22 protein-coding genes are annotated in these 25,935 nt (G+C 75.1%); 15 read left to right on the top strand and 7 right to left on the bottom strand.

All coding sequences use genetic code 11. From position 1 onward, the window contains the following. Positions 1-75 precede the first annotated feature (75 nt). Both mihF and Ae505Ps2_RS13720 read left to right on the top strand, forming a co-directional pair. Entirely contained in the window at positions 76-387 is a 312-nt protein-coding gene (gene mihF / locus Ae505Ps2_RS13725; protein ID WP_020621796.1) for an integration host factor, actinobacterial type, read from the top strand. Positions 388-499: 112 nt separating this feature from the next. Continuing rightward, positions 500-1,558 (top strand): alpha/beta hydrolase, encoded by a 1,059-nt coding sequence (locus Ae505Ps2_RS13720; RefSeq protein ID WP_249265266.1) that lies wholly within the window; start codon positions 500-502, stop codon positions 1,556-1,558. On the opposite strand, the gene Ae505Ps2_RS13715 is transcribed toward Ae505Ps2_RS13720, so the two are convergent. Together Ae505Ps2_RS13715 and Ae505Ps2_RS13710 are read right to left on the bottom strand one after the other, a co-directional pair. Continuing rightward, positions 1,540-2,238 (bottom strand): response regulator, encoded by a 699-nt coding sequence (locus tag Ae505Ps2_RS13715; RefSeq protein WP_020621798.1) that lies wholly within the window; start codon positions 2,236-2,238, stop codon positions 1,540-1,542. The genes Ae505Ps2_RS13720 and Ae505Ps2_RS13715 overlap by 19 nt on opposite strands. Continuing rightward, the gene (locus Ae505Ps2_RS13710) at positions 2,235-3,863 is read right to left on the bottom strand and encodes an ATP-binding protein (protein ID WP_075307866.1); all 1,629 of its coding nucleotides are present in this window, start codon (positions 3,861-3,863) and stop codon (positions 2,235-2,237) included. The genes Ae505Ps2_RS13715 and Ae505Ps2_RS13710 overlap by 4 nt, the downstream gene beginning before the upstream one ends. A 194-nt stretch (positions 3,864-4,057) precedes the next feature. On the opposite strand from Ae505Ps2_RS13710, the gene Ae505Ps2_RS13705 reads away from it, so the two are divergent. The 7 genes from Ae505Ps2_RS13705 (at position 4,058) to Ae505Ps2_RS13675 (ending at position 13,743) form a co-directional block, all read left to right on the top strand. Further along, on the top strand, positions 4,058-5,209 hold the full coding sequence (locus Ae505Ps2_RS13705; RefSeq protein WP_249265265.1) for a tripartite tricarboxylate transporter substrate binding protein: 1,152 nt from the start codon (positions 4,058-4,060) through the stop codon (positions 5,207-5,209). 139 nt (positions 5,210-5,348) lie between these two features. After that, the gene (locus Ae505Ps2_RS13700; protein ID WP_083695641.1) at positions 5,349-6,428 is read left to right on the top strand and encodes a tripartite tricarboxylate transporter substrate binding protein; all 1,080 of its coding nucleotides are present in this window, start codon (positions 5,349-5,351) and stop codon (positions 6,426-6,428) included. Further along, entirely contained in the window at positions 6,425-6,958 is a 534-nt protein-coding gene (locus tag Ae505Ps2_RS13695) for a tripartite tricarboxylate transporter TctB family protein (RefSeq protein WP_075307868.1), read from the top strand. Before Ae505Ps2_RS13700 ends, Ae505Ps2_RS13695 begins: the two co-directional genes overlap by 4 nt. Before the next feature lie 16 nt (positions 6,959-6,974). Continuing rightward, positions 6,975-8,483, top strand: a complete 1,509-nt coding sequence (locus tag Ae505Ps2_RS13690; protein ID WP_075312238.1) for a tripartite tricarboxylate transporter permease — start codon at positions 6,975-6,977, stop codon at positions 8,481-8,483. A gap of 195 nt (positions 8,484-8,678) precedes the next feature. Beyond that, the gene (locus Ae505Ps2_RS13685; protein WP_233147443.1) at positions 8,679-10,649 is read left to right on the top strand and encodes an amino acid transporter; all 1,971 of its coding nucleotides are present in this window, start codon (positions 8,679-8,681) and stop codon (positions 10,647-10,649) included. Between the two features lie 328 nt (positions 10,650-10,977). Beyond that, positions 10,978-12,096, top strand: coding sequence for a dimethylsulfone monooxygenase SfnG (sfnG, locus tag Ae505Ps2_RS13680; protein WP_043276063.1), 1,119 nt, complete (start codon positions 10,978-10,980; stop codon positions 12,094-12,096). A 417-nt stretch (positions 12,097-12,513) separates the two neighbouring features. Beyond that, positions 12,514-13,743: an acyl-CoA dehydrogenase family protein gene (locus tag Ae505Ps2_RS13675; protein WP_075307870.1), complete on the top strand. Its 1,230-nt coding sequence runs from the start codon at positions 12,514-12,516 to the stop codon at positions 13,741-13,743. A gap of 139 nt (positions 13,744-13,882) precedes the next feature. Here Ae505Ps2_RS13675 and Ae505Ps2_RS13670 read toward each other — a convergent pair whose 3' ends face one another. Continuing rightward, positions 13,883-15,196 carry a TMEM165/GDT1 family protein gene (locus tag Ae505Ps2_RS13670; RefSeq protein ID WP_075312242.1) on the bottom strand — a complete coding sequence of 438 codons (1,314 nt, stop codon included), beginning with the start codon at positions 15,194-15,196 and terminating at the stop codon, positions 13,883-13,885. Between the two features lie 316 nt (positions 15,197-15,512). On the opposite strand from Ae505Ps2_RS13670, the gene Ae505Ps2_RS13660 reads away from it, so the two are divergent. Together Ae505Ps2_RS13660 and Ae505Ps2_RS13655 are read left to right on the top strand one after the other, a co-directional pair. Beyond that, positions 15,513-16,682 carry a thiolase family protein gene (locus tag Ae505Ps2_RS13660; protein ID WP_075333070.1) on the top strand — a complete coding sequence of 390 codons (1,170 nt, stop codon included), beginning with the start codon at positions 15,513-15,515 and terminating at the stop codon, positions 16,680-16,682. 214 nt (positions 16,683-16,896) lie between these two features. Then, complete coding sequence (locus Ae505Ps2_RS13655) at positions 16,897-18,393, top strand: trypsin-like peptidase domain-containing protein (protein ID WP_075307874.1); 1,497 nt, start codon at positions 16,897-16,899, stop codon at positions 18,391-18,393. Positions 18,394-18,504: 111 nt separating this feature from the next. Here the strand turns inward: Ae505Ps2_RS13655 and Ae505Ps2_RS13650 are convergent, their stop codons facing one another. From Ae505Ps2_RS13650 to Ae505Ps2_RS13640, 3 genes are read right to left on the bottom strand one after another with little or no spacing between them, the layout of a single operon-like run. After that, positions 18,505-18,969: a VTT domain-containing protein gene (locus Ae505Ps2_RS13650; protein WP_075553674.1), complete on the bottom strand. Its 465-nt coding sequence runs from the start codon at positions 18,967-18,969 to the stop codon at positions 18,505-18,507. Beyond that, the gene (locus tag Ae505Ps2_RS13645) at positions 18,966-19,766 is read right to left on the bottom strand and encodes an MBL fold metallo-hydrolase (RefSeq protein WP_075307876.1); all 801 of its coding nucleotides are present in this window, start codon (positions 19,764-19,766) and stop codon (positions 18,966-18,968) included. The genes Ae505Ps2_RS13650 and Ae505Ps2_RS13645 overlap by 4 nt, the downstream gene beginning before the upstream one ends. Positions 19,767-19,782: 16 nt before the next feature. Further along, positions 19,783-20,217 (bottom strand): TIGR03618 family F420-dependent PPOX class oxidoreductase, encoded by a 435-nt coding sequence (locus Ae505Ps2_RS13640; RefSeq protein WP_020622685.1) that lies wholly within the window; start codon positions 20,215-20,217, stop codon positions 19,783-19,785. A 209-nt stretch (positions 20,218-20,426) separates the two neighbouring features. On the opposite strand from Ae505Ps2_RS13640, the gene Ae505Ps2_RS13635 reads away from it, so the two are divergent. Together Ae505Ps2_RS13635 and Ae505Ps2_RS13630 are read left to right on the top strand one after the other, a co-directional pair. Beyond that, positions 20,427-21,068, top strand: coding sequence for a hypothetical protein (locus Ae505Ps2_RS13635; protein WP_075307878.1), 642 nt, complete (start codon positions 20,427-20,429; stop codon positions 21,066-21,068). Continuing rightward, complete coding sequence (locus tag Ae505Ps2_RS13630; RefSeq protein WP_249265264.1) at positions 21,065-21,790, top strand: class F sortase; 726 nt, start codon at positions 21,065-21,067, stop codon at positions 21,788-21,790. Before Ae505Ps2_RS13635 ends, Ae505Ps2_RS13630 begins: the two co-directional genes overlap by 4 nt. Here Ae505Ps2_RS13630 and Ae505Ps2_RS13625 read toward each other — a convergent pair. Next, positions 21,730-22,959: a citrate synthase gene (locus Ae505Ps2_RS13625; protein WP_212567634.1), complete on the bottom strand. Its 1,230-nt coding sequence runs from the start codon at positions 22,957-22,959 to the stop codon at positions 21,730-21,732. The genes Ae505Ps2_RS13630 and Ae505Ps2_RS13625 overlap by 61 nt on opposite strands. A 69-nt stretch (positions 22,960-23,028) precedes the next feature. Here Ae505Ps2_RS13625 and Ae505Ps2_RS13620 point away from each other — a divergent pair, with 69 nt between their 5' ends. Together Ae505Ps2_RS13620 and Ae505Ps2_RS13615 are read left to right on the top strand one after the other, a co-directional pair. Next, the gene (locus Ae505Ps2_RS13620) at positions 23,029-24,201 is read left to right on the top strand and encodes a citrate/2-methylcitrate synthase (RefSeq protein WP_075307880.1); all 1,173 of its coding nucleotides are present in this window, start codon (positions 23,029-23,031) and stop codon (positions 24,199-24,201) included. A gap of 104 nt (positions 24,202-24,305) precedes the next feature. Continuing rightward, positions 24,306-25,778 (top strand): MFS transporter, encoded by a 1,473-nt coding sequence (locus Ae505Ps2_RS13615; RefSeq protein ID WP_075553673.1) that lies wholly within the window; start codon positions 24,306-24,308, stop codon positions 25,776-25,778. Positions 25,779-25,935 lie beyond the last annotated feature (157 nt).

The raw sequence follows: 25,935 nt of genomic DNA, 5'->3' as shown, positions 1-25,935 counted from the left end.
CCAGTCTGTACCGCGATCGGAGATAGCAGTCCACCCCGGTGAGCGGGGTGCGTGAACCGAGAGGAGTTGTCAGCGATGGCTCTGCCCACCCTGACCCCGGAGCAGCGCGCCGAGGCGCTCAAGAAGGCGGCTGCGGCCCGTACCGCCCGCAAGGAGCTCCGCGACAAGATCGCCAGCGGCGAGGAGACCATCCCCGCTGTGCTGGGTCGCGCGAAGACCGACCAGATCGTCGGCAAGACCAAGGTCGCCGATCTGCTGAAGAGCGTCCCGGGCTGGGGCCCGGCGAAGGTCTCCAAGGTGATGGAGGAGGCCGGCATCGACGTGTCGCGTCGTGCCGCCGGCCTCGGCGACCGTCAGCGCGCCGCGCTGATCGAGAAGGTCGGCTGACCTTCCCCCAGCGCCTCGCGACGGCCCGGCCCGCCCTGTGCGGACCGGGCCGTCGCGCGTTCCGGGCCGGGCCCCGGCGGGGCGTCCGTGCCGGTCTGGCAGCCTGCCCGGTGTGAACAGCCCCGGTGTGGAGCGGCCCGGTGTGGAGCGGCCCGGTGTCGAGCCGCAGGGCACCGTGCGTACGGTCGAGGCCGAGCCGGGTGTGACCCTCTGGGTGCAGGACCTGCCCGCGCACCGGCCGACGCCGGCGGCGCCGGTGCTGCTGGTGAACGGGGCGGGCTCGGCCGGGTACGGCTGGCCGGACGCGCTGGTCGAGGCCCTGCGCGAGCGGCACCGGGTGGTCCGCTACGACCACCGTGACACCGGGCGTTCCACCCACGCGTTCGAGGACCGGCCCTACGCCGTCACCGACCTCGCGACCGACGCGCTCGCGGTGCTCGACGGCTGTGGGATCGGCCGGGCGCACCTGGTCGGGATGGGGCTGGGCGGGACGCTGGTCCAGCTGCTGGCGCTCGACGCGCCGCACCGCATGGTCAGCGCGGCGCTGCTGTGTTCCGCGGCGCTGCCGTGCTCCGCGGCGCTCGACACCGGCGACGCCGACCTGCCCGGCCCGACCCGCGACGTCCGGCGGATGTGGCAGGAGCTGGGCGACCCGCGCGACGAGGCCGGGGAGCTGGCCTGGCGGGTCGAGTACTGGCGGCGGGTCTCCGGCGGGGTGCTGCCGTTCGACGGCGCCGAGTTCGCCGCACGTGAGCGGCGGATCATGGACCACACCGGGCGGGTCGAGCCGTGCACCGCACATGCCCAGGCCGACCTCGACGGGCTGGACCGCGGCGGCGAGCTGGGCTCGGTCACGGTGCCGACTCTCGTCGTCGAGGCGCCGGAGGACCCGGTGCACCCGCCGCCGCACGCCGACCACCTGGCGGCGCGGATCGGGGCGGCGGCGCAGCTCGTCACCGTCGACGGGATGGGGCACGCGCTGCCGGACCTGCTGTGCGAGCCGATCGCGGCGGTGCTGCTGGAGCACGCCGCCGAGGCCGAGGAGGCGGACGCCGACCCGGCGACACCGGAGGCGGACGCCGACCCGGCGACACCGGATGCGGACGCCGTCCCGGCAGCACAGCAGGCGGAGCAGGCGCCGCCGGGGGCCGGTCAGCCGACCCAGCGGTAGCGGCGCTCCGGGCGGCCGGTGCCGCCGTAGCGCAGCCGTACGGTGACCTGCCCGGTCGACACGAAGTGCTCCAGGTAGCGGCGGGCGCTGACCCGGGACAGCCGGGTGGCCTCGGCGCACTCGGTCGCCGACAGGTCGGCCTCCGCGTCGGTCCCCGAGTGGTCGCGCAGGGTGCCCGCGACGAGCTCGGCGGTCGGGGTGGTGAGGCCCTTCGGCATGCGTTCCGGGCCGCCGGGGGTGCGGGCGGGGGCGGCACCGGTGCCGCCGAAGATCCGGTCGATGTCGGACTGGTCGCGGACCCGGTCCAGGTCGCGCCGGATCCGCGTCGCGCGGTGCACCTGGGCGGCGAGCGCGGCGGAGTCGAACGGCTTGACCAGGTAGTGCAGCGCCCCGCCGTGCAGCGCAGCGGCGACCGTGTCGGAGTCGTCGGCGGCGGTGACGACCAGCACGAACGGGTCGTCGGCGGCCCCGGTGCGCAGCCGCGTCAGCACCTCCAGACCGGACATGTCGGGGAGGTAGACGTCGAGCAGCACCAGCTCCGGGCGGAGCCGGGCGGCGGCGTCGAGGGCGTCGGCGCCGTTGTGCGCGACGCCGACCACGGTGCAGCCCTCGATCCGCTCCACGTAGCCGGAGTGGACCTTCGCGACCATGAAGTCGTCGTCGACGACCAGGACCCTCACACCCGCACCCCCGTCGGCGCCACCGGCAGCACCGCCTCGAAGACCGCACCGGCCCTGCCGGCCGGCGCCGGCCGCACCGCGATGGTGCCACCCCGGCGCAGGCACGCCTGCCGGGCCAGGGCCAGGCCGAGCCCGCGGCCGCCGATCTCGGCGGCCTTGGTGGAGTAGCCGGCCCGGAACACCTCCTCGGCGAGCTCCGAGGCGATCCCGGGACCGGAGTCGCGGACCTCGATCCAGACCTCGTCGCCGTCGGTGTCGCCGCCGCCGGCGAGCCCGATCTCGATCCGGCGCGGGCCCTCGTGCCCGGCGGTCGCGTCGATCGCGTTGTCGATCAGGTTGCCGAGCACGGTCACGAGGTCGGCGGACAGGTCCGGGTCGTGGTCGGGATCGGTCGGGTCGAGCCGGGACTCCGGGTCCAGGGCCAGCTCGACGCCGCGCTCGGCGGCCTGGCTGTTCTTCGCGACGAGCAGCGCGGCCGTCGCCGGGTCGCCGACGCTGGCGGTGACCTCGCGTCGCCAGCCCTCCGAGGCGGCGACGATCCCGGCGACGAACCGGCGCACCTCGTCGTGCTCGCCGAGCTCGGTGAGCCCGGCGATGGTGTGCAGCCGGTTGGAGAACTCGTGGGCCTGCGCGCGCAGGGTGTCGGTGACGGTGTGCGAGGCGTCGAGACGGTGCTGCAGGGTGGTGAGCTCGGTGCGGTCCCGCAGGGTCACCACGGCGCCCACGTCGCGGCCGTCGACGCGGACCGGGCGGCGGTTGAGCACCAGGGCCCGGGTGTCGAGCAGGACGAGCTGGTCCTCGCCGTCGGCGGCGCCGGTGAGGACCTCGCGGAGCCGGTCGTCCAGCCCCAGGTCGGCGACGGCGTCGCCCTCCCGGGCACCGGGCAGCTGCAGCAGCTCGCGGGCGACCGGGTTGAGCAGGGTGATCCGGTTCGCGGTGTCCAGCCCGACCACGCCCTCCTTGATCCCGAGCAGCATCGCCTCCCGGCGCTGCACCAGCTCGACGATCTCGTCCGGCTCCAGGCCGAGGGTCTGGCGGCGGACGCGGCGGGCGAGCAGCAGCGACCCGAGGACGCCGAGGCCCAGGGCCAGTCCGAGCAGCGCGCCGGTCTCGGCGCGGGCCCCGGCGAGGGACTCCCAGAGCGACGGCGCGCGGATCCCCGCCGACACCAGCCCGGCGACGGCGCCCCGGTCGTCGATCACCGGCACCTGGGCGACGACGGTGCGCCCGTCGGAGTTGCCGACCCAGGCGCGGCCCCGCGGCGCGGTGCTGGCGCCGGGATCGAAACGCTGCCGGACCCGGGACGGGTCGGGTGAGGTGCGCACGACCAGCCCGGCGTCGACGATCTCGATCTCGTCGGCCCCGGACAGGTTCTCCGCGCTGCGGGCGAACGACGGCAGCAGGTCGTAGCGGCGGGTCTGCAACGCCTCGCGGACGGTCGGCACGGACGCGACGTCCTCGGCGACCGACAGCATCCGGCGCCCCTCGGTCTCGCGGAACGACTCCGACGACTGCACCGCGGCCAGCGCCGCGACCGCGCCGAGCAGCACGACCACGACCACCAGCTGCCAGACGAGGAACTGGCGGGCCAGTGGCCCTCCGGTCCCCCCGGCGCTCCGTCGCATGCGCCCAGCGTAGGGCGCGTGCCCGCGGCGGCGACCGCGCGACCGGTGGGACCGCGATCCGTGGGACTGCGATCCGTGGGACTGCGATCCGTGGGCACGGTCCATGGATCGCGGCCCGCGGGACTGCGGACCGTGGGACTGCGGACCGTGGGACCGAGCCCGCGGACGACGACGCGTCGCGCGGCTCACCCTCGGTGGACCGGCCCGGCCGCGGGCGCGCAGACTCCGACGGCGGCGGCAGGCAGCGGCACGACAGCGGCACGACAGCGGCGCTGCAACGGCACGGCAGCGACACGGCGACGGGGGCGGGCATGGTGGGGACGGTGGCGCGCCCCGGCGGGCCGCCGCCCGCCCGCCGCGCCCGCCGGGGCCCGTTCGCCGCGCTGGTCGCGGTGCTCGTGCTGGCCCTCGCCGCGGTCGTCGTCCCGATCGTGCTGACCGGCGGGCCCCGGCCGCTGTCCGACCTGCGCATCCTCGTGCCCAACCCGCCGGGCGGCGGCTACGACGTCACCGCCCGCAGCGCGGCGAAGGTGTTGTCCGACAACGGGATCACCGGTCCGGTCGAGGTGTTCAACCTGTCCGGTGCCGGCGGGATCGCCGGGCTCGGCCGGGTCGAGGGCGAGGCCGGCAACGGCAGGCTGCTGATGAGCATGGGGCTCGGGGTGGTCGGGGCGACCGCCTCGCGCGACACCCCGCTCTCGCTCGCCGACACGACTCCGATCGCGCGGCTGACCGAGGAGTCGGAGATCGTGGTCGTGCCCGCGGACTCGCCCTACCGGGACGTCCGCGCCCTGCTCGACGCCTGGCACGCCGCTCCCGGCGGGCTCACCGTCGGCGGCGGCTCGACCGTCGGCGGGCCGGACCACCTCGCGACGATGCTGCTGGCCGAGGGCGCCGGCATCGCGCCCGCCCGGGTCCACTACGCGTCCTACGACGGCGGCGGTCCGCTGCTCGCGGCGGTGCTGCGCGGCGAGGTGGCCTTCGCGGTGTCCGGGGTGGGCGAGTTCGCCGACCAGATCGGGACCGGTGACCTGCGGGTGCTCGCGGTGACCGCCGGCGAACGCGTGCTCGGCCTCGACGTGCCGACACTGCGCGAGTCCGGGGTGGACGTCGAGTTCAGCAACTGGCGCGGGCTGGTCGCGCCGCCCGGGCTGTCCGAAGCCGACCGCGCCGCGCTGGCCGACGCCGTCGCCGCGATGCGTGCCACCCCGCAGTGGCGGCAGGTGCTGGCCGCGAACGGCTGGCACGACGCCTGGCTCCCGGGCGCGGACTTCGCCCGGTTCACCGCCACCGAGAACGAACGGGTGGAGCACGTCCTGGGCGGGCTGGGCCTGCGGTCGCGCTGACCGCTCGGGCCCGCACGCGGCGCCGTGTCCGCGATGACCGAAACGACCACAAGGACCGTTGTAGCCGTTACGGAGACACCGGTCGGGTGACCCCGCACACTTCAGCGCGTTCGCTTCGCAACGGTGAGATCGGACGCACATGCCCCAGTCGACGGCCCCTCCGCAGTCGCAGGAACCGCCCTCGCACCACCGGCCCACGCCGGACGACCCCGCGCCGCCCGTGCCGCGGCCCCGGGTCGGACCTCTCGTCGGCACGGTCCTGGCCGTCCTGGCCGCCCTGCTGCTCGTCCCGCCCGCGGTCGGTGCGATCGGCGGCGGTGGCGACGGCACCCAGCTCCGCGGACTGCGGATGCTCGTCCCCAACGCCCCCGGCGGCGGCTACGACGTCACCGCCCGCAGCGCGGCCAAGGCCATGGAGGACGCCGGGCTGACCGGGTCGGTCGAGGTCTTCAACCTGCCCGGTGCGGGCGGCACGGTCGGGCTCGGCCGGACCGTCAACGAAGCCGGCGACGACCGGCTCGTGATGAGCATGGGCCTGGGTGTGGTCGGCAGCGTGTACTCCAACGACTCGCCGGCCACGCTGGAGCAGACCACGCCGATCGCGCGGCTGACCGAGGAGACCGAGATCGTCGTCGTCCCCGGTGACTCGCCGTTGCGGAACGTGGGCGACCTGCTGGCCGCCTGGCGGGCGGCGCCCGGGAAGACCCCGGTGGGCGGCGGTTCCTCCCCCGGCGGCCCGGACCACCTGGCCCCGATGCTGATGGCCGAGGGAGCCGGGGTGGACCCGCGTGCGGTCAACTACATCTCCTACGACGGCGGCGGCGAGCTGCTCGCCGCGGTCCTCGGCGGCAAGGTCGCGTTCGGGGTGTCCGGGCTCGGCGAGTTCGCCGACCAGATCGCCTCGGGCGACCTGCGGGTGCTCGCGGTGACCGCGGGCGAACGCGTGCCCGGCCTCGATGCGCCGACACTGCGCGAGTCCGGCATCGACGTCGAGTTCACCAACTGGCGCGGCGTCGTGGCGCCGCCGGGGCTGGACCCCGAGGGCGTCGCGGAGCTGGAGCGCGCCTACGCCGAGCTGCACACGACGCCGGAGTGGCGCGAGGTGCTGGCACGCAACGGCTGGCAGGACGCCTACCTGCCGGGGCCGGAGTTCGGCCGGTTCCTGGCCGACGAGGACGCCCGCGTCGAGCGGGTGCTGACCGGGTTGGGGCTGACGTGACGACCATCGGGGACACCGGGAACACCGGGACCGCCCGCTCCTGGTGGAAGGAGCACTCCGAGCTGGGTGTGTCGGTCCTGCTGGCCCTCACCGGCCTGCTGGTGCTCGGCGACACCCTCGCCGAGGGCGGCGGCGGCACCGCGTCCGACCCGCTCGGGCCGCGCACCGTCGCGTTCGTGCTCGGCGCGGCGCTGCTGGTGCTGGCCGCGCTGCTGACCGTCGACGTCCTGCGAGGCGGCCGCGGCGAGGCCGAGGGCGGCGAGGACGTCGACCTCGAGGTGCCGATGGACCTGCGCACGGTCGGGATGCTGGCCGGGGTGATCGTCGCGACGGCGGCGCTGATCCCGCTCGCCGGGTGGCCGATCGCCGGGACCGTCCTGTTCGCGGGCGCCACCTACGCGCTCGGCTCGCGCGCGGTGCTCCGCGACCTCGGCATCGCCGCCGGGGTCTCACTGCTGACCTGGGTGCTGTTCGACGCCGTGCTCGGCGTCGACCTGCCCGGCGGCCCGCTGATGGGGGTTCTGGGATGACCGAGGTGCAGTGCTGATGGGCACGTTCGACCTGCTCATGAACGGGTTCGCGCACGCGCTGACCCCGCAGAACCTGTTGTTCGCCGCGTTCGGGGTGCTGCTCGGCACCGCGATCGGCGTGCTGCCGGGCATCGGCCCGGCGATGGCGGTGGCGCTGCTGCTGCCGGTGACCTACGCCTTCGACCCGACCGGTGCGTTCATCATGTTCGCCGGCATCTACTTCGGGGCCATGTTCGGCGGTTCGACGACGTCGATCCTGCTCAACACCCCCGGCGAGTCCGCGTCGGTGATGGCGGCCATCGAGGGCAACCCGATGGCGAAGTCCGGGCGCGGCGCCCAGGCGCTCGCCACCGCCGCGATCGGGCACTTCATCGGCGGCATCGTCGGCGTGACCGGGCTGGTCCTGGTCGCCCCGCTGATCGCCTCGGTGGCCGTCGACATCGGCGCCCCGGACTACTTCGCGATCATGGTGCTGGCCTTCGTCGCCGTGAGCGGCGTGCTGGGCGCCTCGCGGGTCCGCGGGTTCGCCGCGCTCGCGCTGGGCCTCACGATCGGCCTGGTCGGGCTCGACCCGATCTCCGGGCAGCCGCGGCTCACCTTCGGGGTGCCGCAGCTGGCCGACGGCATCGACGTCATCATCGTCGCGGTCGGGTTGTTCGCGATCGGCGAGGCGCTGTGGGTGGCCGCCCACCTGCGACGACGCCCGCAGGAGGTCATCCCGGTCGGCCGTCCGTGGCTGGGCCGCGAGGACCTGCGGCGCACCTGGAAGCCGTGGCTGCGCGGACCGTTCATCGGGTTCGGCTTCGGCTCGATCCCGGCCGGCGGCGCCGAGATGTCGACGTTCATGGCGTACGTGACGGAGCGGAAGCTGTCGAAGCACCCGGAGCAGTTCGGGAAGGGTGCCATCGAGGGCGTCGCCGGGCCGGAGTCGGCGGCCAGCGCGTCGTCGGCGGGGACGCTGGCGACGATGCTGACCCTCGGCCTGCCGACGACGGCGATCGCCGCCGTCATGCTCGCCGCGTTCCAGCAGTTCGGCATCCAGCCCGGCCCGCTGCTGTTCCAGAAGGAGCCGGACCTGGTCTGGACGCTCATCGCGAGCCTGTTCATCGGCCTGGTCATGCTGCTGGTGCTGAACCTGCCGCTGGCCCCGGCCTGGGCGAAGCTGCTGCGGATCCCGCGGCCGTACCTGTACGCGGGGATCCTGTTCTTCGCCTGCGTCGGCGCCTACGCCGTGTCCGGCCAGCCGGTCGACCTGCTGGTGCTGCTCGCGATCGGCGGGATCGGGTTCCTGATGCGCCGGTTCGGGCTGCCGGTGCTGCCGGCGATCATCGGGGTCATCCTCGGCCCGGATGCGGAGCTGCAGCTGCGCCGCGCCCTGCAGATCGCCGATGGCGACGTCACGACGCTGGTCTCCACCCCGCTGGCGGTGGTGGTGTACTCGCTGATCGCGATCCTGCTGGTCGCCCCGGTCGTGCTCCGGGCGGTCCGCGCCCAGCGCGGCGACCGGGAGTCCGAGACGGTCTGACCCGGACGGCGACCCCGACGACGTCCCGCGGCCGCACCGGCCGCGGGGCGTCGTCGGCACGACAGCGCTGCCCACGGTGCGCGCGGTGATCCGTTCGCCGCGCGCATCCGGACGCACGCGCACGACGGATCACCGCGCGCGCAGCGGATCACGTCATGGCTGGCGACGACCGTGTCGGGGCGCAATCCTGGGCCGGTGGCGATCACCAAGACCCCGCGACGGGTCCGCGACCGGGTGGGCTCCTGGCTCCTGCAGGACGCGCACCGGCCCGAACGGCACGGGCCGCACACCCGGCCCGAGCCGGAGCACCCGCGCCATCCCTGGTGGAAGGTCATGTGCCTGACCGGCGTCGACTACTTCTCGACGCTGGGCTACCAACCGGGGATCGCGGCGCTCGCCGCCGGCGTGCTCTCCCCCGTCGCCACCCTGGTCCTGGTCGCGGTGACGCTGCTCGGCGCACTGCCGGTCTACCGCCGCGTCGCCCGGGAGAGCCCGCACGGCGAGGGCTCCATCGCGATGCTGGAGCGGCTGCTGCCCGGGTGGCGCGGCAAGGTGTTCGTCCTGGTCCTGCTCGGGTTCGCGGCCACCGACTTCCTCATCACGATGACGCTGTCCGCGGCCGACGCCACCGCGCACCTGGTGCAGAACCCGCTGGCCCCCGCCGCGCTGCAGGGGCAGAACGTGCTGATCACGCTGCTGCTGCTCGCGCTGCTCGGCGGGGTGTTCCTCGCCGGGTTCTCCGAGGCCATCCGGATCGCGGTCGCGCTGGTCGCGGTCTACCTGGTGCTCAACGCCGTCGTCGTGGTCGACGGGCTGGTCCGGATCGTCACGGCGCCGCACGTCGTCGCGGACTGGTCGGCGCTGCTCGTGTCCCGCTACCCGGACCCGCTGCTGATGGTGGGGATCGCGCTGATCGTGTTCCCCAAGCTCGCGCTGGGCCTGTCCGGGTTCGAGACCGGGGTGTCGGTGATGCCGCTGGTCCGGGGCCGCGACGGTGACACCGAGGACCGCCCGGAGGGCCGGATCGCGGGCACCCGGCGGCTGCTCACCGTCGCCGCGCTGATCATGAGCACCTTCCTGGTGACCTCCAGCGTCGTGACCGTGCTGCTGATCCCCGAGGCGGACTTCGCCCCCGGCGGGCAGGCGAACGGCCGGGCGCTGGCGTTCCTCGCCCACCGCGACCTGGGGAACGTCGTCGGCACCGTCTACGACCTGTCCACGATCGCGATCCTGTGGTTCGCCGGGGCCTCGGCCATGGCGGGCCTGCTCAACCTGGTGCCCCGGTTCCTGCCCCGCTACGGCATGGCGCCGTCCTGGGCCAGGGCCGCGCGGCCGCTGGTCCTGGTGGTGCTGGTCGTCGCGTTCGGGGTGACCGTGCTGTTCGACGCCGACGTCGACGCCCAGGGCGGGGCCTACGCCACGGGCGTGCTGGTGCTGATGACCTCCGCGGCGGTCGCCGTCGCCTTGTCGGTGCGGCGCACCGGGAGCCGCCCGGCCGTCGTCGCGTTCGTGCTGATCGCGCTCGTGTTCGTCTACACGACGGTGGCGAACGTCGTCGAACGGCCGGAGGGGGTGAAGATCGCCGCCTGCTTCATCGCCGGGATCCTGGTGGTGTCGCTGCTGTCGCGCACCCTGCGCGCGTTCGAGCTGCGCGTCACCGACGTCACCCTCGACGACACCGCCCGCGGGTTCCTCGACGAGTGCTCCGGCTCCGGCCGGCCGCTGCGCCTGGTCGCGCACGAGCCTCGCCCCGGTGAGCGGGACAGCGTCGCCCGCGACGAGGAGTACCGGGAGAAGCTCGCCGAGGAGACCGAGGACCACCACATCCCCGACCCCGACCGGGTGGTGCTGGTCGAGGTCACCGTCACCGACCCGTCGGAGTTCGAGTCGGGCATCACCGTGCGCGGCGAGCGGCGCGGCCCCTACCGGGTGCTGACGACGTCGGCGCCCTCGGTCCCGAACGCGATCGCCGCGCTGCTGCTGCACCTGCGCGACGTCACCGGCACCGCCCCGCACGCCTACTTCGACTGGACCGAGGGCAACCCGGTGCGCCACTTCGGCCGGTACCTGTTCACCGGGGTCGGCGAGGTCGCGCCGATCACCCGGGAGATCCTGCGGAAGGCCGAGCCCGACGTGGCCCGGCGCCCCGTGGTGCACGTCGGTTAGGGCGGCCCGTGGTGGCCGGCGTGGGTCCCGCGGACGACGTCCTCGCGGATCTCGGTGGGGGCCCCGCGGTGATCTCCCCGGCATCCGGTTGACACCCACCGGCTCTGCGGGTTCGGTGGGACCGTGACCGGCTTCCTGCTGACCCGACGCCGTCACGTCGACAACCTCGTCGTCGTGAGCCAGGCCTGTCGCTGATCGCGTCACCGCAGGTCCGTTTCCTCCCTCTTTCCTCTCTTTCCGGCGCCGTCGTGCGCCCGTCTGCCGTGCCCGGCACACCCCCGAGGAGTCTCCCGTGTCCGATGCTCTCGACACCACGCCCAACACCCGGATCCAGGAGCCGCTGAAGTTCGCGTACTGGGTCCCGAACGTCTCCGGTGGGCTGGTCACCAGCACCATCGAACAGCGCACCGACTGGGGCTTCGAGTACAACAAGAAGCTGGCGCAGACCGCCGAGAACAACGGCTTCGAGTACGCGCTGTCCCAGATCCGCTACATGGCCAGCTACGGCGCCGACCACCAGCACGAGGCCACCGCGTTCTCCCTCGCGCTGGGGCTGGCCACCGAGCGGCTCACGGTGATCGCCGCCGTCCACCCCGGCCTGTGGGAGCCCTCGGTGCTGGCCAAGTGGGTCGCCACCGCCGACCACCTGACGAACGGCCGGCTCGCGGTCAACGTCGTCTCCGGCTGGCTGAAGGCCGAGTTCACCGCGATGGGCCAGCCGTGGCTCGAGCACGACGAGCGCTACCGCCGCAGCAACGAGTTCATCCGGGTGCTGCGCGAGATCTGGACCTCCGACGGTGGCGCCGAGTTCGCCGGCGACTTCTACCGGATCCGCGACTTCGACCTCAAGCCGCGCCCGCTCGATGTCCCGGGCCGTCCGCACCCGGAGATCTTCCAGGGTGGCAACTCCACCGCGGCCCGCTACAACGGCGGCACCGTGTCGGACTGGTACTTCTCCAACGGCAAGGACTACGACGGCTTCTCCGAGCAGGTCGAGGAGGTCCTCGGCCACGCGAAGACCGCCGAGCGTCTGCAGCCGGTCCGGTTCGGCCTCAACGGCTTCATGATCGCCCGCGACGACGAGAAGGAGGCCCGGGACACCCTGCGCGAGATCATCGAGAAGGCGAACCGGCCGGCCGTCGAGGGTTTCCGCGACGCCGTCCAGCAGGCCGGCAACTCCACCGGCGACAAGCGCGGCATGTGGGCCGACTCCTCCTTCGAGGACCTCGTCCAGTACAACGACGGTTTCCGGACCCAGCTCATCGGCACCCCGGAGCAGATCGCCGACCGCGCGATCGAGTACAAGCGGCGCGGCGCGAACCTGCTGCTGCTCGGCTTCCTGCACTTCCAGGAGGAGGTCGAGTACTTCGGCGCGAAGGTGCTCCCGATCATCCGGGAGAAGGAGGCCGAGCTCGCCGCCCGCGAGCCGCAGCTGACCGCCGTCTGACCGGCGGCGTCCGACCGACACCTGCCCGCACGGGCCCGGCGACCGTCGTCGCCGGGCCCGTGCGCGTCCCCGGGGACCGTCCTGACCGGACATCCCGCGCCGCGTCCCATTTCCGGGAACGTCTCGTTGACTTCCGCGGTGACCTACCCGAACACTGGGACCGTGCCGAACACCGAGCTCACCCGTCGACGCCACGTCGACCTCTCGCGTGTGACCTCCTCGCTCTGTCGCTGACCGGCGTCCCCGTCGCACCTCTCCGCGTGTGACGGCCGGCGGGCGTCCGTCCCGCCGGTGATCGCCCGGCACCGTTCCCGCAGCCGGGCCCCCTCCCCCGCGCACCGTCGTGGCGCGCCCGCACCCGGGCGCCCGTGGCGTGCCGTCGAGGTGCCCGGCTCCCTGCACGACGAGGAGTCACCCATGACCACCACCGAGATCCGTCCCGAGACCGTGACCGAGTCCTGGGACCCCGTACCCACCGACGCCGCGGGCTGGATCGCCCGCGCCGGCGAGGTCCGCGCCGTCCTGGCCCGCGACGCCGCCGCCCGCGAGCGCGCCGGCGCCACCCCGCACGCCGAGGTCGCCCTGCTGAAGGCCTCCGGCCTGGTCACCCTGCTCGGCCCGGTCGAGCACGGGGGCGGGGGCCAGGACTGGACCGTCGCCTACCGGGTGATCCGCGAGGTCGCGGCCGGCGACGGCTCGATCGGGCAGCTGCTCGGCTACCACCTGCTGTGGTTCTGGGCCGCGCGCCTGGTCGGCACGCCCGAGCAGATCGCGGCGGTCGAGGAGCAGGCGACCCGCGAACGCTGGTTCTTCGGCGGCGCGGTCAACCCCCGCGACGAGGACCTGACCATCCGCGACGAGGGCGACGAGCTCGTCTACGACGGCCGCAAGAGCTTCTCCACCGGCAGCCGGGTCTCCGACGTGACCGTGCTGGAGGGCGTCATCGAGAACACCGACACCCACGTGTTCGCCATCGTGCCGAGCGCCCAGGAGGGCATCGTCTACGGCGACGACTGGGACAACATCGGCCTGCGCCTGTCGGAGTCGGGAAGCGTCACGGTCTCGGGTGTGCGGGTGCCGTGGGCGTCGGCCGCCGGGTTCACCGACAAGGTGTTCGCCCCGCGCGTCTACAACACCTTCAACGTGCCGGTGATCCAGCTGGTGTTCGTCGCGTTCTACCTGGGGATCGCGCGCGGGGCCCTGGAGGCGGGCGCGGAGTACACCCGCACCCGGACTCGGCCGTGGCTCTACGGCGGCCACGAGCGGGCCGTCGACGAGCCCTACCAGCTCGACCTCTACGGCGACTACACGGCCAAGCTCTGGGCGGTGGAGGCGCTGGCCGACGCCGTCGCGGCCGAGCAGCAGCGGCTGCACGACGACGCCGACGCCGTGACCGCCGAGCAGCGCGGCGAGCACGAGGTGCGCGTCGCCGCGGTGAAGGCGCGGGCCACCGAGGTCGCGCTGGAGATCACCGGCGGGATCTTCGAGGGACTCGGCGCGCGGGCGACCCGGACCGAGCTCGGCTTCGACCGCTTCTGGCGCGACGTGCGCACCCACACCCTGCACGACCCGGTCGCCTACAAGCGGCGCGAGGTCGGGGCGTGGGTGCTGCGCGACGAGCTGCCCGAGCCGACCTGGTACACCTGATCCCGGGATCCCCCGGACACGACACCGCCCGCCCCGGTCGCACTGGGGCGGGCGGTGTCGTCGCGCGGCGGTGCCGCGGAGTCATCGGTGTCTGAGAGTCAGCGGGGCCGTGGAGTCGGCGGGGCCGTCGGCGGGGCGCTCAGCCGACGGTCGTGCGATCGCCCTCTCCCGCGGGGGTGCGGTCGGTGCGGACCCGCGGGAGGAACCGCCCGGTCCGGGCGCGGTACTCGGCGTACTCGGGGCCGAGTGCACTGCCCAGGCCGGGCTCGTAGACCGCGCGGGCCTGGATCTGCACCGCGACCAGGATCAGCACCCCGGCGAGCACTCCGAGCAGGGTCGGGGCCATGAACAGCATCCCGGCGCACCCGACGATCAGGCCGGTCAGCGCGGGGTTGCGGACACGGCGGTAGATCCCGCCGGTGGCGAGCACCGGGCGTCGTGCGGCGTCCGGGTCCCCGGCCGCGGCCGCACCGGCCTCGGCGGCCGAGCGGCGCCACACCGTGCCGAGCTGCAGCATCGCGACCGCGACGACGGCGAACCCGAGCAGCAGCAGCCCCGCCCCGACGACGGCGACCGCCGGCCGGGCCAGCACCGAGATCGGCTGCAGCACGTCGAGGGCCACCAGCAGCGGCGCCCCGAAGCCGAGGACCGCGGCCAGCACGAACAGCGTGCGGGCCCACCAGGCCGGGCTGCCCGGGTTCCGGGCGACGTCGAGCCTGCGCTCCCCGCGGGCACGGTGCGCGCGACCGCGGAACCACAGCCCGACGCCCACGGCGAGCGCCCCCAACACCAGCGCGGCCCACCCGAGCCCGTGGTGCCCGGCGACGTCGAACACGCGGGCCCAGGCGTTCTCGCCCCACACCTGCGGGACGGCCTCGTACAGCAGCCAGGCGCCGAAGACGAAGAACATCACCGCGGCGCCGATCGAGATGGCCCGCTCCGGGAGCCGCTTGCCGAGCTGGCGCCCGACGACGATGGCCAGCGCGTCCGCGGCGACCATGCCGGCCGTGGATCCGGCCCAGATGCCGATCGACCCGGCGAGGGTGCCGTGCTGGGCGGCCAGGGTGATCGTCGCGAGCATCGTCTTGTCACCGAGCTCGGCGAGGAAGAACGCGACCGACGCGGCGACGACGGCGGACCCGCCGGCCCGCCTGGCCTTGGCCTCCTCGTCCTCGGAGAGGCTGTCACCGCGCAGCGTCCAGGCGCCGAACGCCAGGAAGGCGACCGCGGCGACCAGCGCGATCCAGCCGGTCGGGATCGACGCACCCAGGCCGTAGCCGACGGCGACCGACACGAGGTGGGTCACCGAGGTGGCGATCGTGATCCCGATCAGGACCGGGATCGCGTTGAAGCGCGTCGCGAACGTGAGGGCCATGAGCTGCGACTTGTCGCCCAGCTCGGCCACGAAGATGACGCCGAAGCTGACCGCGAACGCGATCAGGAATCCATCCATGTCCATCCCTCGATCTCGACCGGACCGAGGATGGGTGCCCTCGATCCGGTGTATCCGGATCGAAGGTCTCGCTCGCCTGGTGGTGGTCAGGCCGCTGCGCCCGGGTCGGCCGTCGCAGGACGAGGCGGACCAGTATGTCGAGCGCAGCGTTGGGAGCTACTCCCCTTCGCGTACGAGGAGACGGTACCTCATCGATCCAGAGCGGCTCGACACCTGATGCGCATCCGATGGTGTGACCGCCCTCTCAGCGCCGACCCCCTGCGATGGCTTAGCGTCGCGAACGAGTCGTGTCACCGGTGACCGAGGAGGACCCGTCATGCCCGAGGCCGTCGTCTGTGCCGCCGTCCGCACACCGATCGGGAAGCGGAAGGGTTCGCTGGCCGAGGTCCACCCGGTCGACCTGTCCGCCGCCGTGCTGACCGCCCTGGTCGAGCGGACCGGGATCGACCCCGCCGTCGTCGACGACGTCGTGTGGGGCTGCGTGAACCAGGTCGGCGACCAGGCCGCGCAGATCGGCCGCTACGCCCTGCTCGCCGCGGGCTGGCCGGAGTCGGTGCCCGGGGTGACGGTGAACCGGGCGTGCGGGTCGAGCCAGTCCTCGTTCGACTTCGCGGCCGGGATGGTGCTGGCCGGGCAGTACGACGTCGTCGTCGCCGGTGGGGTGGAATCCATGACCCGGGTCCCGCTGGGCGCGGGCCGCGACCTGGGGCGTCCTTACGGACCGCTGGTGCGCGAGCGCTACCGCGCCGACCTGGAGTCCGGGGAGTTCCCGAACGGCGACTTCAACCAGGGTGTCGGCGCCGAGCGGATCGCCCGGGACTGGACGCTGTCGCGGACCCGGCTCGACACCTACGCCGCCCGGTCCCACGAGCTCGCCGCCGCCGCGATCGACGCCGGCGCGTTCGACGACCAGCTCGTCGAGGTACCCGGGGCGCCCGGGTTCGCCGCCGACGAGGGCCTGCGCCGCGGGACCACCACCGACACCCTGGCCGCGCTGAAGCCGTCGTTCTCCGCGGACGGGGTGATCCACGCCGGGAACAGCTCGCAGATCTCCGACGGCGCGTCGGCGGTGCTGGTCACCACCCCGGAGAAGGCCCGCGAGCTCGGCCTGACCCCGATCGTCCGCTACCACTCCGGGGCCGTGTCCGGCGCCGACCCGCTGCGGATGCTGACCGGCCCCATCCCGGCGACGCAGAAGGTGCTGAAGCGCTCCGGGCTGTCGATCGGTGACATCGGCGCGTGCGAGGTCAACGAGGCGTTCGCGCCGGTCCCGCTGGCCTGGCAGGCCGAACTGGGCGCCGACGACGCCGTGCTCAACCCGCTCGGCGGGGCGATCGCCGTCGGGCACCCGCTGGGCGCCTCGGGCACCGTGCTGCTCACCCGCCTGGTGCACCACATGCGCGACCGCGGGATCCGCTACGGGCTGCAGACCATGTGCGAGGGCGGCGGAACCGCCAACGCGACGATCGTGGAGCTGGTCGCCTAGACCGTCCAGGTTCCGCCCCGTGCTGTGGGTGGGGGTCCTCGGCGGGGCCGCGCTCGCCGCGCCGGGGCCGGGTCCTCACCGTGGGACGGCGCCCTCTCCTGACCAGGGCGTCCCGACCGACCGACGGGGCCGCGACGGGCACTCTCACCCGATGCCCGAGCGATTCCCAGCACGGTCACAGGGTCGTCTCAGGGTCGCGGCGCACAGTTGCACCATGACCGAGAACGGGCCGGGAACGGGCGAGCCGTCCGACGGACGGACCTCCACCGCAGGCGGCGCCACCGACCCCGTCCGGCCCGCACCGCGTCACGAGGGGGCGGCCCCCGCCCACCCGACCGGCGACGACGGCACCCGCGCACAGGAGGCGACCACCGTGACCGACACCGACCACCGGCAGCAGGGCGGCAGCCAGGGGCCCCAGACCCCGCCGCCGTGGGCGACGACGAGCAACCCCACGATCCCGGCGTACGGCGCGGGGAGCCCGCCCACCTCGGTCTACCCGCCGTTCCCCCAGCAGGGGCCGGCACCGAAGCCGCCGCGCCGGTTCGGCGCCGGCCTGGCCGCCGTCGCGCTGACGGCCGCCCTGGTCGGCGGCGCGGCCGGGGTCGGCGGTGCCTACCTCGTGCTCGACGGCCCCTCCTCGCAGGCCACGCTGACCAGCGCCTCCGCACCCGGCACCCCGGCCACCCCCGCCGACGGCTCGATCGCCGGCGCCGCGGCCGCGATCACCCCGAGCACGGTGGACATCCAGGTCCGCACCGCGCAGGGTCTCGCGGAGGGCTCCGGGGTCATCCTGACCTCCGACGGCCAGATCCTCACCAACAACCACGTGGTGGCGAACGCCGCCGACGGCGGCCGGATCACCGTGTCCACCTCCGACGGCAGGCAGTACACCGCGACCGTCGTCGGCACCTCCCCCAGCTACGACCTCGCCGTCATCAAGCTGCAGGGCGCCCGGGACCTCAAGCCCGCCACCCTCGGGGAGTCCTCGAGCGTGCAGGTCGGCGAGCAGGTCGTCGCGAACGGCTCCCCGCAGGGCCTGTCCGGCACCGTCACCGCGGGCATCGTCTCCGCGCTGAACCGGACCGTCACCGCGGGCGGCGACGGCCAGCCCCTGGTCGTCTACAACGGCCTGCAGACCGACGCCCCGATCAACGAGGGCAACTCCGGCGGCCCGCTGGTCAACCTGGCCGGGCAGGTCGTCGGCATCAACTCCGCGATCGCCACCGCCGGCCAGAGCTCCGGCTCGATCGGACTGGGCTTCGCGATCCCGGTCGACACGGCCAAGCGGGTCGCCCAGGAACTGATGGACTCCGGCGTCGCGACCAAGCCGCAGCTCGGTGTGCAGGGCGCGGTGTCGGCCTCCCGCAGCGCCCCGAGCGAGACCGCGGGCGCACAGATCGCGGCGGTGGAGCCGAACTCGCCCGCGGCGACCGCGGGGATCAAGGCGGGCGACGTGGTCACCAAGGTCAACGAGTACCCGGTGTCGAGCTTCGCGGACCTGATCGCCCGGGTCGGCAACTTCGCCCCCGGCCAGCAGGTCACGCTGACCGTCGGCAGCGGCTCCGGTGCCCGCGAGGTGCCGGTGACCCTGGGCAGCGTGAAGGACACCGCCGCCGCGACCGCCCAGAACGGGGCGCGGACCGTGCCGCAGGACGGCTCCTCCGGCGAGCTGCCGTTCGGCATCAACCCCTTCGGCGACGGCAACTGATGCGATCTCCCCGGGGCGACGCCACGCCCCGGGCACCCACTCCGGCCGGGCGCGACACCCCCCTCCCGTCGCGCCCGGCCGGTTCCCTGTGCGCCGGTGGGCCGTCCGGTCTCAGCCGACCCGGTGGCGGGCCCGCAGCCGGGACCGCACCCGTCCGGCCAGCGCCGTGACCCCGGCGACGACGGCCACCAGCCCGACCGCGAGCAGCGCCGCCACCACCGGGGAGTCGGTGAGGTTGCCGGTCAGCACCCCGAGCACGCCGTAGAGCAGCGTCCACAGCACCGCACCGGCCGCGACGGCGGGCACCAGCTTCGCCCAGGTCATCCCCGACACCGCGGCCGCGATCAGGGTCGGCACCCGCCCCGCCGGGGCGACCCGTCCGACCAGCACGACCAGCCAGCCGCGCTCGGCGAACGCGCCGCGCATGCGTTCGATCCGGGCCGCGGTGCGCGCACCACCGAGCCGCCCGCCCGCGACCGCGGCACGGACCGGGTCACCGGCCAGCCGCGCGACGGCGAAGGTGACGAGGTCACCCAGCAGGGCCGCGGCGAAGGCCAGCAGCTGCAGCGCGCTCACGCCGGCGTCCCGACGGCGGCACCGGGCGGGAGCACCAGGGTGCGGGTGGGCAGCCCGGCCGCGGCGACGGCGTCGGCGAAGTCGTGCGGCGGGCGCACGAGCAGCTCCCGCATCCGGGACCCGGTCCGCCCCGGGACCGAGCACAGCCCGGCCACGGCGAGGGTCCCCCAGTGCACCGGCAGCGCGACGGCCGGTGCGAGCCGCCGGACGGCCTCGGCGGCGCCGGCCGGGTCGAGGTGCCCCGGCCCCAGGTTCGGGCCCCAGCCCCACACCGGCAGCGCGGCGAGGTCGATCGGACCCTGGGCGGCGACGTCGTCGAGCCCGGGGAACAGCCCGGTGTCCCCCGCGACGTAGACGCGCAGCCCGTCGCCCTCCAGCAGGTGGCCCATCGCGTCGGCCTGCGGGCCGTGGGTGAACCGTGGCCCCCACCGGTGCCCGGAGTGGTCGGCCGGGGTGCCGGTGACGCGCAGCCCGTCGACGACGCGGGTCTGCCCGACGGCGAGCTCGGAGACCCGGGCGACGCCGCGGCGGCGGAGCCAGTCGCCCGCCCCCGTGGGCACCACGACCTCGACCGACCGCGGCAGCCGGCGCAACGAGGCCAGGTGCAGGTGGTCGGCGTGCAGGTGGGAGATCAGGACCAGGTCGACCCCCGCGGGCCCCGCCGGGTCGACGGCCGGCGCGGTACGGCGCAACGGTCCGACCGAGTTCGCCAGCACCGGGTCGGTGAGGACGGTGCGGCCACCGATCCGCAGTCGCAGGGTGCTGTGGCCGAGGAAGGTCGTCTCCGGCAGGTCCACACCGGCGAGTATCCCCTCAGGCGTTGCCGAGGACCCGGTCGACCGCGATCTGCAGCACCACCCGCCGGGGGTTCGGCCGGGGCTGCTTGTACTCGGCGGCGTAGCGGCGCTCGGCGTCGGCGACCACGTCGGGCTCGTCCCGCACGACGGCGCGGCCCTCCAGGGTGGACCAGGTACGCCCGTCGACGACGGTGACGCTGACCCGGGCCCCGTCCGGTCCGGCCGCGGCGACGTTGCGCGCCTTCTGCGACCCGCCGCTGCAGATCACCCGGGCGGTGCGCTCGGCCACGTCGACGGTCACCCCCACCGGCGCCGCGTGCGGGGTGCCGTCGCGGCGCAGGGTCACCAGGACGCACGGCCGGCGCTGGGACCAGAGCTCGACGAACGCGTCGGAGACGCCGTCGTCGAGCGACCGGCGACGGCGACGGGGCGGGACGGGGGTGGTGGTCACGTCGCCATCCTGGACGTCGCAACGCCCCGGGCGCGCCCGGCACGCCGAGGAGCCGGTCACTCCGGGCGACACCACTCGCCCCGGTGATCCCCGTACGGGCGACTTGTCTGGCCCCGCCGACCGGGTGTCGCTTCACTCTCCGCCATCGGACAGGGCGTCCCGTTCGCCCCACCGGTCACGAGGATCACGTTCGTCACAGGGAGTGGATCATGACCGCACGTTCGCTCGTCCGCCGCACCGGCGCCGTCGCCGCCACCGTCACCCTCGCCGCGCTCGCCGGGCTCCCGCTGGCCGGGGCGGCGTCGGCCGCGGAACCGGCCGCCACCCCGGTGACGAGCGTCGTCACGGCCCCGGCCCAGGAGGACACCGAGGAGCCGCCGACCGAGGAACCCACCGACGACGCGACGCCGGCCGACGACGACCCGGACGCCACCGACCCCGAGGAGACGGCGCCCGAGGAGACGACCACGGCTCCGCAGACGACCACTCCCGCGGCCGGTGCTCCCGCCACCGGGCGCGGCAGCGACCTGGACTGCGTCGACCTCTCCCGCGCCCAGGCCCAGGCGGTGCTCGCCGCCGACCCCTCGGACCCGAACAACCTGGACCGCGACGGCGACGGCCGGGCCTGCGAGGGCCCGGACCTCGTCGCGGCGGCCGGCACCGGGCAGGTGCGCGCGGTCCCCGGCGGCGGTGTCGAGGCCGGTGACGGCTCCGGCGGCGCCGGGGTCGACCCGACGGTGTTCCTGCTGGTCGGGACCGGTGCGGTCCTCGCCGCCGGGGCGGGTGTCGTCGTGTGGAGCGGGCGTCGCACCGGCCGCGCGTCGCTCCCCCTGACCACCCGCCACTCGTGACCCGCACCCCCGCGCACACCGGTCCGCCGGGCACGAGGCCGGTCGGACGCGGGCGCTGCGGCCCCGCGTGCGGGGCCGGTCCGCGGGAGCTGCCCGGGCCACACGGCCGCCGCGGGCCGCGCGGGGTGCGACGGGTGTGGTGGGGGGTGCTCGTCGTGCTGGCGCTGGCCGTGCCGCTCGGGGCGCCGCCGGTGGCGATCGGCGGAACGGTTCCGCCGCTGCCCACGACCACGCTCCGCCCGGCGGCGGCCCCGCTGCCGCCGTCGGACCCGGTGCGGGTGCGGGCGCCCTCGATCGGGCTCGACAGCGGGCTCGTCCCGCTCGGCCTGACCGGGCGGGGGACGCTGGAGGTGCCACCCGACGGTGCCGCCACCGGCTGGTACACCGGCGCCCCCGCGCCGGGCTCCAGGGGGCCTGCGGTGCTCGCGGCACACGTCGACTGGGACCACGAGCCGGGCCCGTTCTTCCGGCTGCACGCGCTCGCCCCCGGTGACCTGGTGTCGGTCGACCGCGCCGACGGCACCGCCGCGACCTTCGAGGTCCAGGCCGTCCGTCGCTACGCCAAGGACCGCTTCCCCACCGCGGCCGTCTACGGCGACCTGCCCGGCGCGGGCCTGCGGATGATCACCTGCGGCGGGACGTTCGACCGGGGCGTGCGCAGCTACACCGACAACGTGGTGGTGCTCGCCTCGCTGGTCGACCCGGGTCGCGGCCCGGTGTAGACGCCGGTCGGCCGGAACCGCAGGCCGGGCTCGGCGTACTCCTCCAGGGCGTGCGCCACCCAGCCGACGGTCCGGGCGCAGGCGAACAGCAGCTCGCCGGCGTCGGGGCTCAGGTCGTGGGCGTGCATCAGCGCGGCGAGCGCGAGGTCGACGTTCGGGGCGGGGCCGTCCCCACCGCGGTCCATCCCCGCGACGACGGCGTCGACGCAGGCCACGACGCGGTCCGCGGCCGGGTCCGCGCGGAGCCGGTCGAGCAGCACCGTCGCGCGCGGGTCGGTGCCCCGGTACACCGAGTGCCCGAAGCCCGGGACCCGCTCGCCGGCCCGCAGCCGCTGGGCGAGCACGCCGGACGGGTCGTCCTGGGCCTCGGTGAGGAAGCGGTGGGCGAGCCCGCTGACCAGTCCGTGGCGGGGCCCGTCCAGGGCGCCGAGCCCGGCCGAGACGACGGCGTGCACGTCGGCCAGGGTGCTCGCGGCGACCCGGGCCGCGACCGTCGACGACGCCAGGCCGTGGTCGGCGAGCAGGACCAGCGCGGCGCGGACGTGCCCGGCCGTCGCCGACGCGGGTGCCCGGCCCGGGTCACGCAGCAGCGCCGGCAGCAGCCGCTCCGCCAGGTCGGACGGTCCGGACCCCGGGTCCCCGGCGAGTGCGGTCACGACCGTCCCCAGCAGCGCCGACGCCGTCGCCACCACCGCGCCCGGCCGGGCGGCGGCACGCAGCGGGTCGGCCGCGGCCACCGCGGCGACGGCGAGCCGGAACCGGTCGGTCGCCCGTGCCCCGGCGGGGGCGGCGTCGAGCACGGCGCGCGCCGGGGCGAGCAGGTCCGGGGCGGCGTCGAACGACACCCGGCCCGGGACCTCCCACAGCAGCGCCGCGACCTGCTCGAGGTCCGCCGACCCCGCGAGCGCCGGCGCCGCCACCCCGCGGAACCACGGCCCCCCGTCGGCGACGAGTGTGATCCGCGTCCTGATGCGCTCGACCGTCCCGGACGGCTCCCCCGCCTCCCGGCCGCGCGCGGCGAGGGCCTCCACCTCGTCCTGGGCGAACCGGCTGCCCCGCCGCTGCGCGCCGCGCACGCTGGTCAGCAGCCCGCGGCTGGCGTAGGCGTAGACGGTCTCCCGCTTCACGCCGAGGCGTTCCGCGGTCTCTGCGACGGTCAGGTACTCCACGAGATGGACCGTATCAACATTGATCCGATCAATATTGACAACGATTCCCGACGGGCGGACGGTCCGGTCATGACCAGCACCGACAGCACCGGCACCGCCGCCCCGCAGGTCCCACCGGGCCTGCGCGGCGTCGCCGTCACCACTACCCGGATCGGGGACGTCCGCGGAGACGAGGGCTTCTACCACTACGGCCCGTACTCCGCGGTCGACCTCGCGCGCACCCGCACCTTCGACGACGTGTGGTTCCTGTTCGTCCACGGCCGCCTCCCGGGCACCGCCGAGCTCGCGAAGTTCGCCGCCACCACCGCGCAGCGCCGGGTCCTGCCCGACGCCGTCGCCGCGCAGCTGCCCGCGATCGCCGAGGCCTGCGGGCCCGACCTGCTCGCCGGGCTGCGCACCGCCCTGTCGCTGCTCGGCCCGCAGCACGGGATGCGGCCGCTCTGGGACGACCCGACGGCGGGCCCCCGCGACGCCGCGACCGTCTGTGCCGCGACACCGACCGTCCTCGCCGCGCTGCACCGGCTGCGTCACGGCCTCGACCCGGTCGCCCCGCGTACCGACCTGTCGTCCGCCGCGAACTGGCTGTGGATGCTGGCCGGCGCCGAGCCCGCGCCGACGCACGTCCGCGCGCTCGACGCCTACCTCGTGGCGACGGTGGACCACGGCTTCAACGCCTCCACCTTCACCGCCAGGGTGGTCGCCTCCACCGGCGCCGACGTCGCGTCCTGCGTGGTCGCCGCGCTCGGCGCGTTCGCCGGGCCGCTGCACGGGGGCGCCCCCGACCGCGCGCTGGAGAGCCTCGACGCGATCGACCGTGACGCCGGCGGCTCGCCGGAGCGCTGGGTGGCCGACCGGCTCGCCGCGGGGATGCGGATCATGGGGTTCGGCCACGCCGTCTACCGCGGGCCGGACCCGCGCTCGGCGCTGCTGCGCGAGGTGGCCGCGGAGCTGGGCGGGCCGCTGCCCGCGCGAGCCGCCGACGTCGAACGGCGGGTCGCCGCCACCCTCGCCGAGCTGCGTCCGGACCACCCGCTGTTCGCGAACGTGGAGTTCCACGCGGGCGTGGTGATGGAGGGCTGCGGGATCCCCCGCAGCATGTTCACGCCGACGTTCGCGGTCAGCCGGGTCGTCGGCTGGTGTGCACACGTGCTGGAGCAGGCCGCGCAGCGCCGGCTGATCCGTCCCTCCGCGGCCTACGACGGCCCGCCGCCGCCCGAGCCGGTCCCGCCGCGCGCGGAGTGACCCGGCTTGCCGGACGGGTGACCGGCGTGCTCATCTGATGGGTGACTCCCGCTTCGGCGGGGGTCCGCCGTCAGCACGATCCGTCACCCCACCACGGAGGTCGAGTGTTCCGGGCACGCCGTCCGCACCAGCAGCCCGAGAGCACCCACCCCGGGGGAACCGCACCGGCGCCGCCGCGCCCCGGCGTCGCGATCACCGTCCTGGCCTCCTGCGGACTGCTCGTCTCACTGGTCCAGACGATGGTCGTGCCGCTGCTGCCGCGGTTCCCGGAGCTGCTCGACGTCAGCGGGTCGACGGCGTCGTGGCTGATCACCGCCAACCTCGTCGCCGGCGCGGTGTCGGCGCCGGTGCTGGGGCGGCTCGGCGACATGTTCGGCAAGCGCCGGATGCTGCTCGTGGCGCTCGGCCTGGTCGGGGTGGGGTCGCTGCTCGGCGCGCTGGCGCCCGGGATCGAGCTGCTGCTCGTCGCCCGGGTGCTGCAGGGCGCCGCGTTCGGGGTGATCGCGCTCGGGATGAGCCTGACGCGCGACGTCCTGCCCGCCGACCGGGTCGGGTCCGGGGTCGGGCTGATGTCGTCCTCGCTCGGCTTCGGCGGGGCCATCGGGCTGCCGATCACCGGCGTCGTCGCCCAGTTCGCCGGCTGGCGCTGGCTGTTCGCCGGGGCCGCGGTGCTCGGCGTGCTGCAGATCCTGCTGGTCCGGCGGCTGGTGGCCGAGTCACGGCTGCGCACCGGCGGCCGGTTCGACGTGCCGGGGGCGTTCGGCGTCGGCGGGGCACTGGTGTGCCTGCTGCTGGCGATCTCCAAGGGCGACGACTGGGGCTGGACGTCGGCGACCGTGCTCGGCCTGTTCGCCGGCACCGTGGTGCTGGTCACCGCGACCGCCTGGTACGAGCTGCGCGTCCCCGCGCCGCTGGTGGACCTGCGGGTCTCGGCACGGCCCGCCGTGCTGCTGACCAACCTCGCCTCGGTGCTGGTGGGCTTCGCGATGTTCGCGGGCTTCGTGCTCGCCACCCAGATCCTGCAGGCCCCCGTCTCGACCGGCTACGGGTTCGGGCTCTCGCTCGTCGTCGCCGGGCTGGTGCTGCTGCCGATGGGCGGGTCGATGGTGGTGTTCTCCTCGGCCTCGGCCCGGCTGTCGCGGCTGCGGGGCCCGCGCACCACCCTGGTGGTCGGCACGCTGCTCCTCGGGGCGGGCAACTTCGCCTTCGCCGCGATGCCCTCGACGGTGCCGCTCCTGATGGCCGCCTCGACCGTGGCCGCGGTCGGCGCCGCGCTCGCCTACTCGGCGATCCCACTGACGATCATGCGGGCGGTGCCGGAGTCGGAGACCGCCGCGGCGAACAGCCTCAACACCCTGGCCCGGCAGCTCGGCACGAGCTCGTGCACCGCGGTCGTCGCCGCGGTGACGGCGACCTACGTGCTCGGCGACGGCGGACCGCCCTCGGCCACGGCGTACACGATCTCCTTCGTCGCGGCGGGCGCCGCCGGGCTGCTCGCCACGGTCCTGGTGCTGCTCACGCCCGCGCCGAAGGCGGAGACCGTCGCGGCCCCGGCCCCGGCGACCGCCCACGGCTGAACACCGGAGCGCCCCGGAACGGTGTCCGGGAATTCGGGATCGCATTCCGCAGTCGCATTCCCACCGTGCGCCGCCGGGCGGCCGCCGCGGCGCCAGCGTACGACCGTCCACATCGGAGGACGAGCCCCGTCCTCCCCCGTTCGGACGATGGTGCCCC

The sequence above is a fragment of the Pseudonocardia sp. Ae505_Ps2 genome (assembly GCF_001932425.1).
Classification (GTDB): Bacteria; Actinomycetota; Actinomycetes; order Mycobacteriales; family Pseudonocardiaceae; genus Pseudonocardia.
This window is presented reverse-complemented; position numbering and strand designations above follow the sequence as displayed.

Coding starts and splice junctions, on each gene's coding strand:
- mihF (WP_020621796.1), top strand. CDS start 76: ATGGCTCTGCCCACCCTGACCCCGGAGCAGCGCGCCGAGGCGCTCAAG.
- Ae505Ps2_RS13710 (WP_075307866.1), bottom strand. CDS start 3,863: ATGCGACGGAGCGCCGGGGGGACCGGAGGGCCACTGGCCCGCCAGTTC.
- Ae505Ps2_RS13700 (WP_083695641.1), top strand. CDS start 5,349: ATGCCCCAGTCGACGGCCCCTCCGCAGTCGCAGGAACCGCCCTCGCAC.
- Ae505Ps2_RS13690 (WP_075312238.1), top strand. CDS start 6,975: ATGGGCACGTTCGACCTGCTCATGAACGGGTTCGCGCACGCGCTGACC.
- Ae505Ps2_RS13675 (WP_075307870.1), top strand. CDS start 12,514: ATGACCACCACCGAGATCCGTCCCGAGACCGTGACCGAGTCCTGGGAC.
- Ae505Ps2_RS13670 (WP_075312242.1), bottom strand. CDS start 15,196: ATGGATGGATTCCTGATCGCGTTCGCGGTCAGCTTCGGCGTCATCTTC.
- Ae505Ps2_RS13660 (WP_075333070.1), top strand. CDS start 15,513: ATGCCCGAGGCCGTCGTCTGTGCCGCCGTCCGCACACCGATCGGGAAG.
- Ae505Ps2_RS13655 (WP_075307874.1), top strand. CDS start 16,897: ATGACCGAGAACGGGCCGGGAACGGGCGAGCCGTCCGACGGACGGACC.
- Ae505Ps2_RS13635 (WP_075307878.1), top strand. CDS start 20,427: ATGACCGCACGTTCGCTCGTCCGCCGCACCGGCGCCGTCGCCGCCACC.
- Ae505Ps2_RS13620 (WP_075307880.1), top strand. CDS start 23,029: ATGACCAGCACCGACAGCACCGGCACCGCCGCCCCGCAGGTCCCACCG.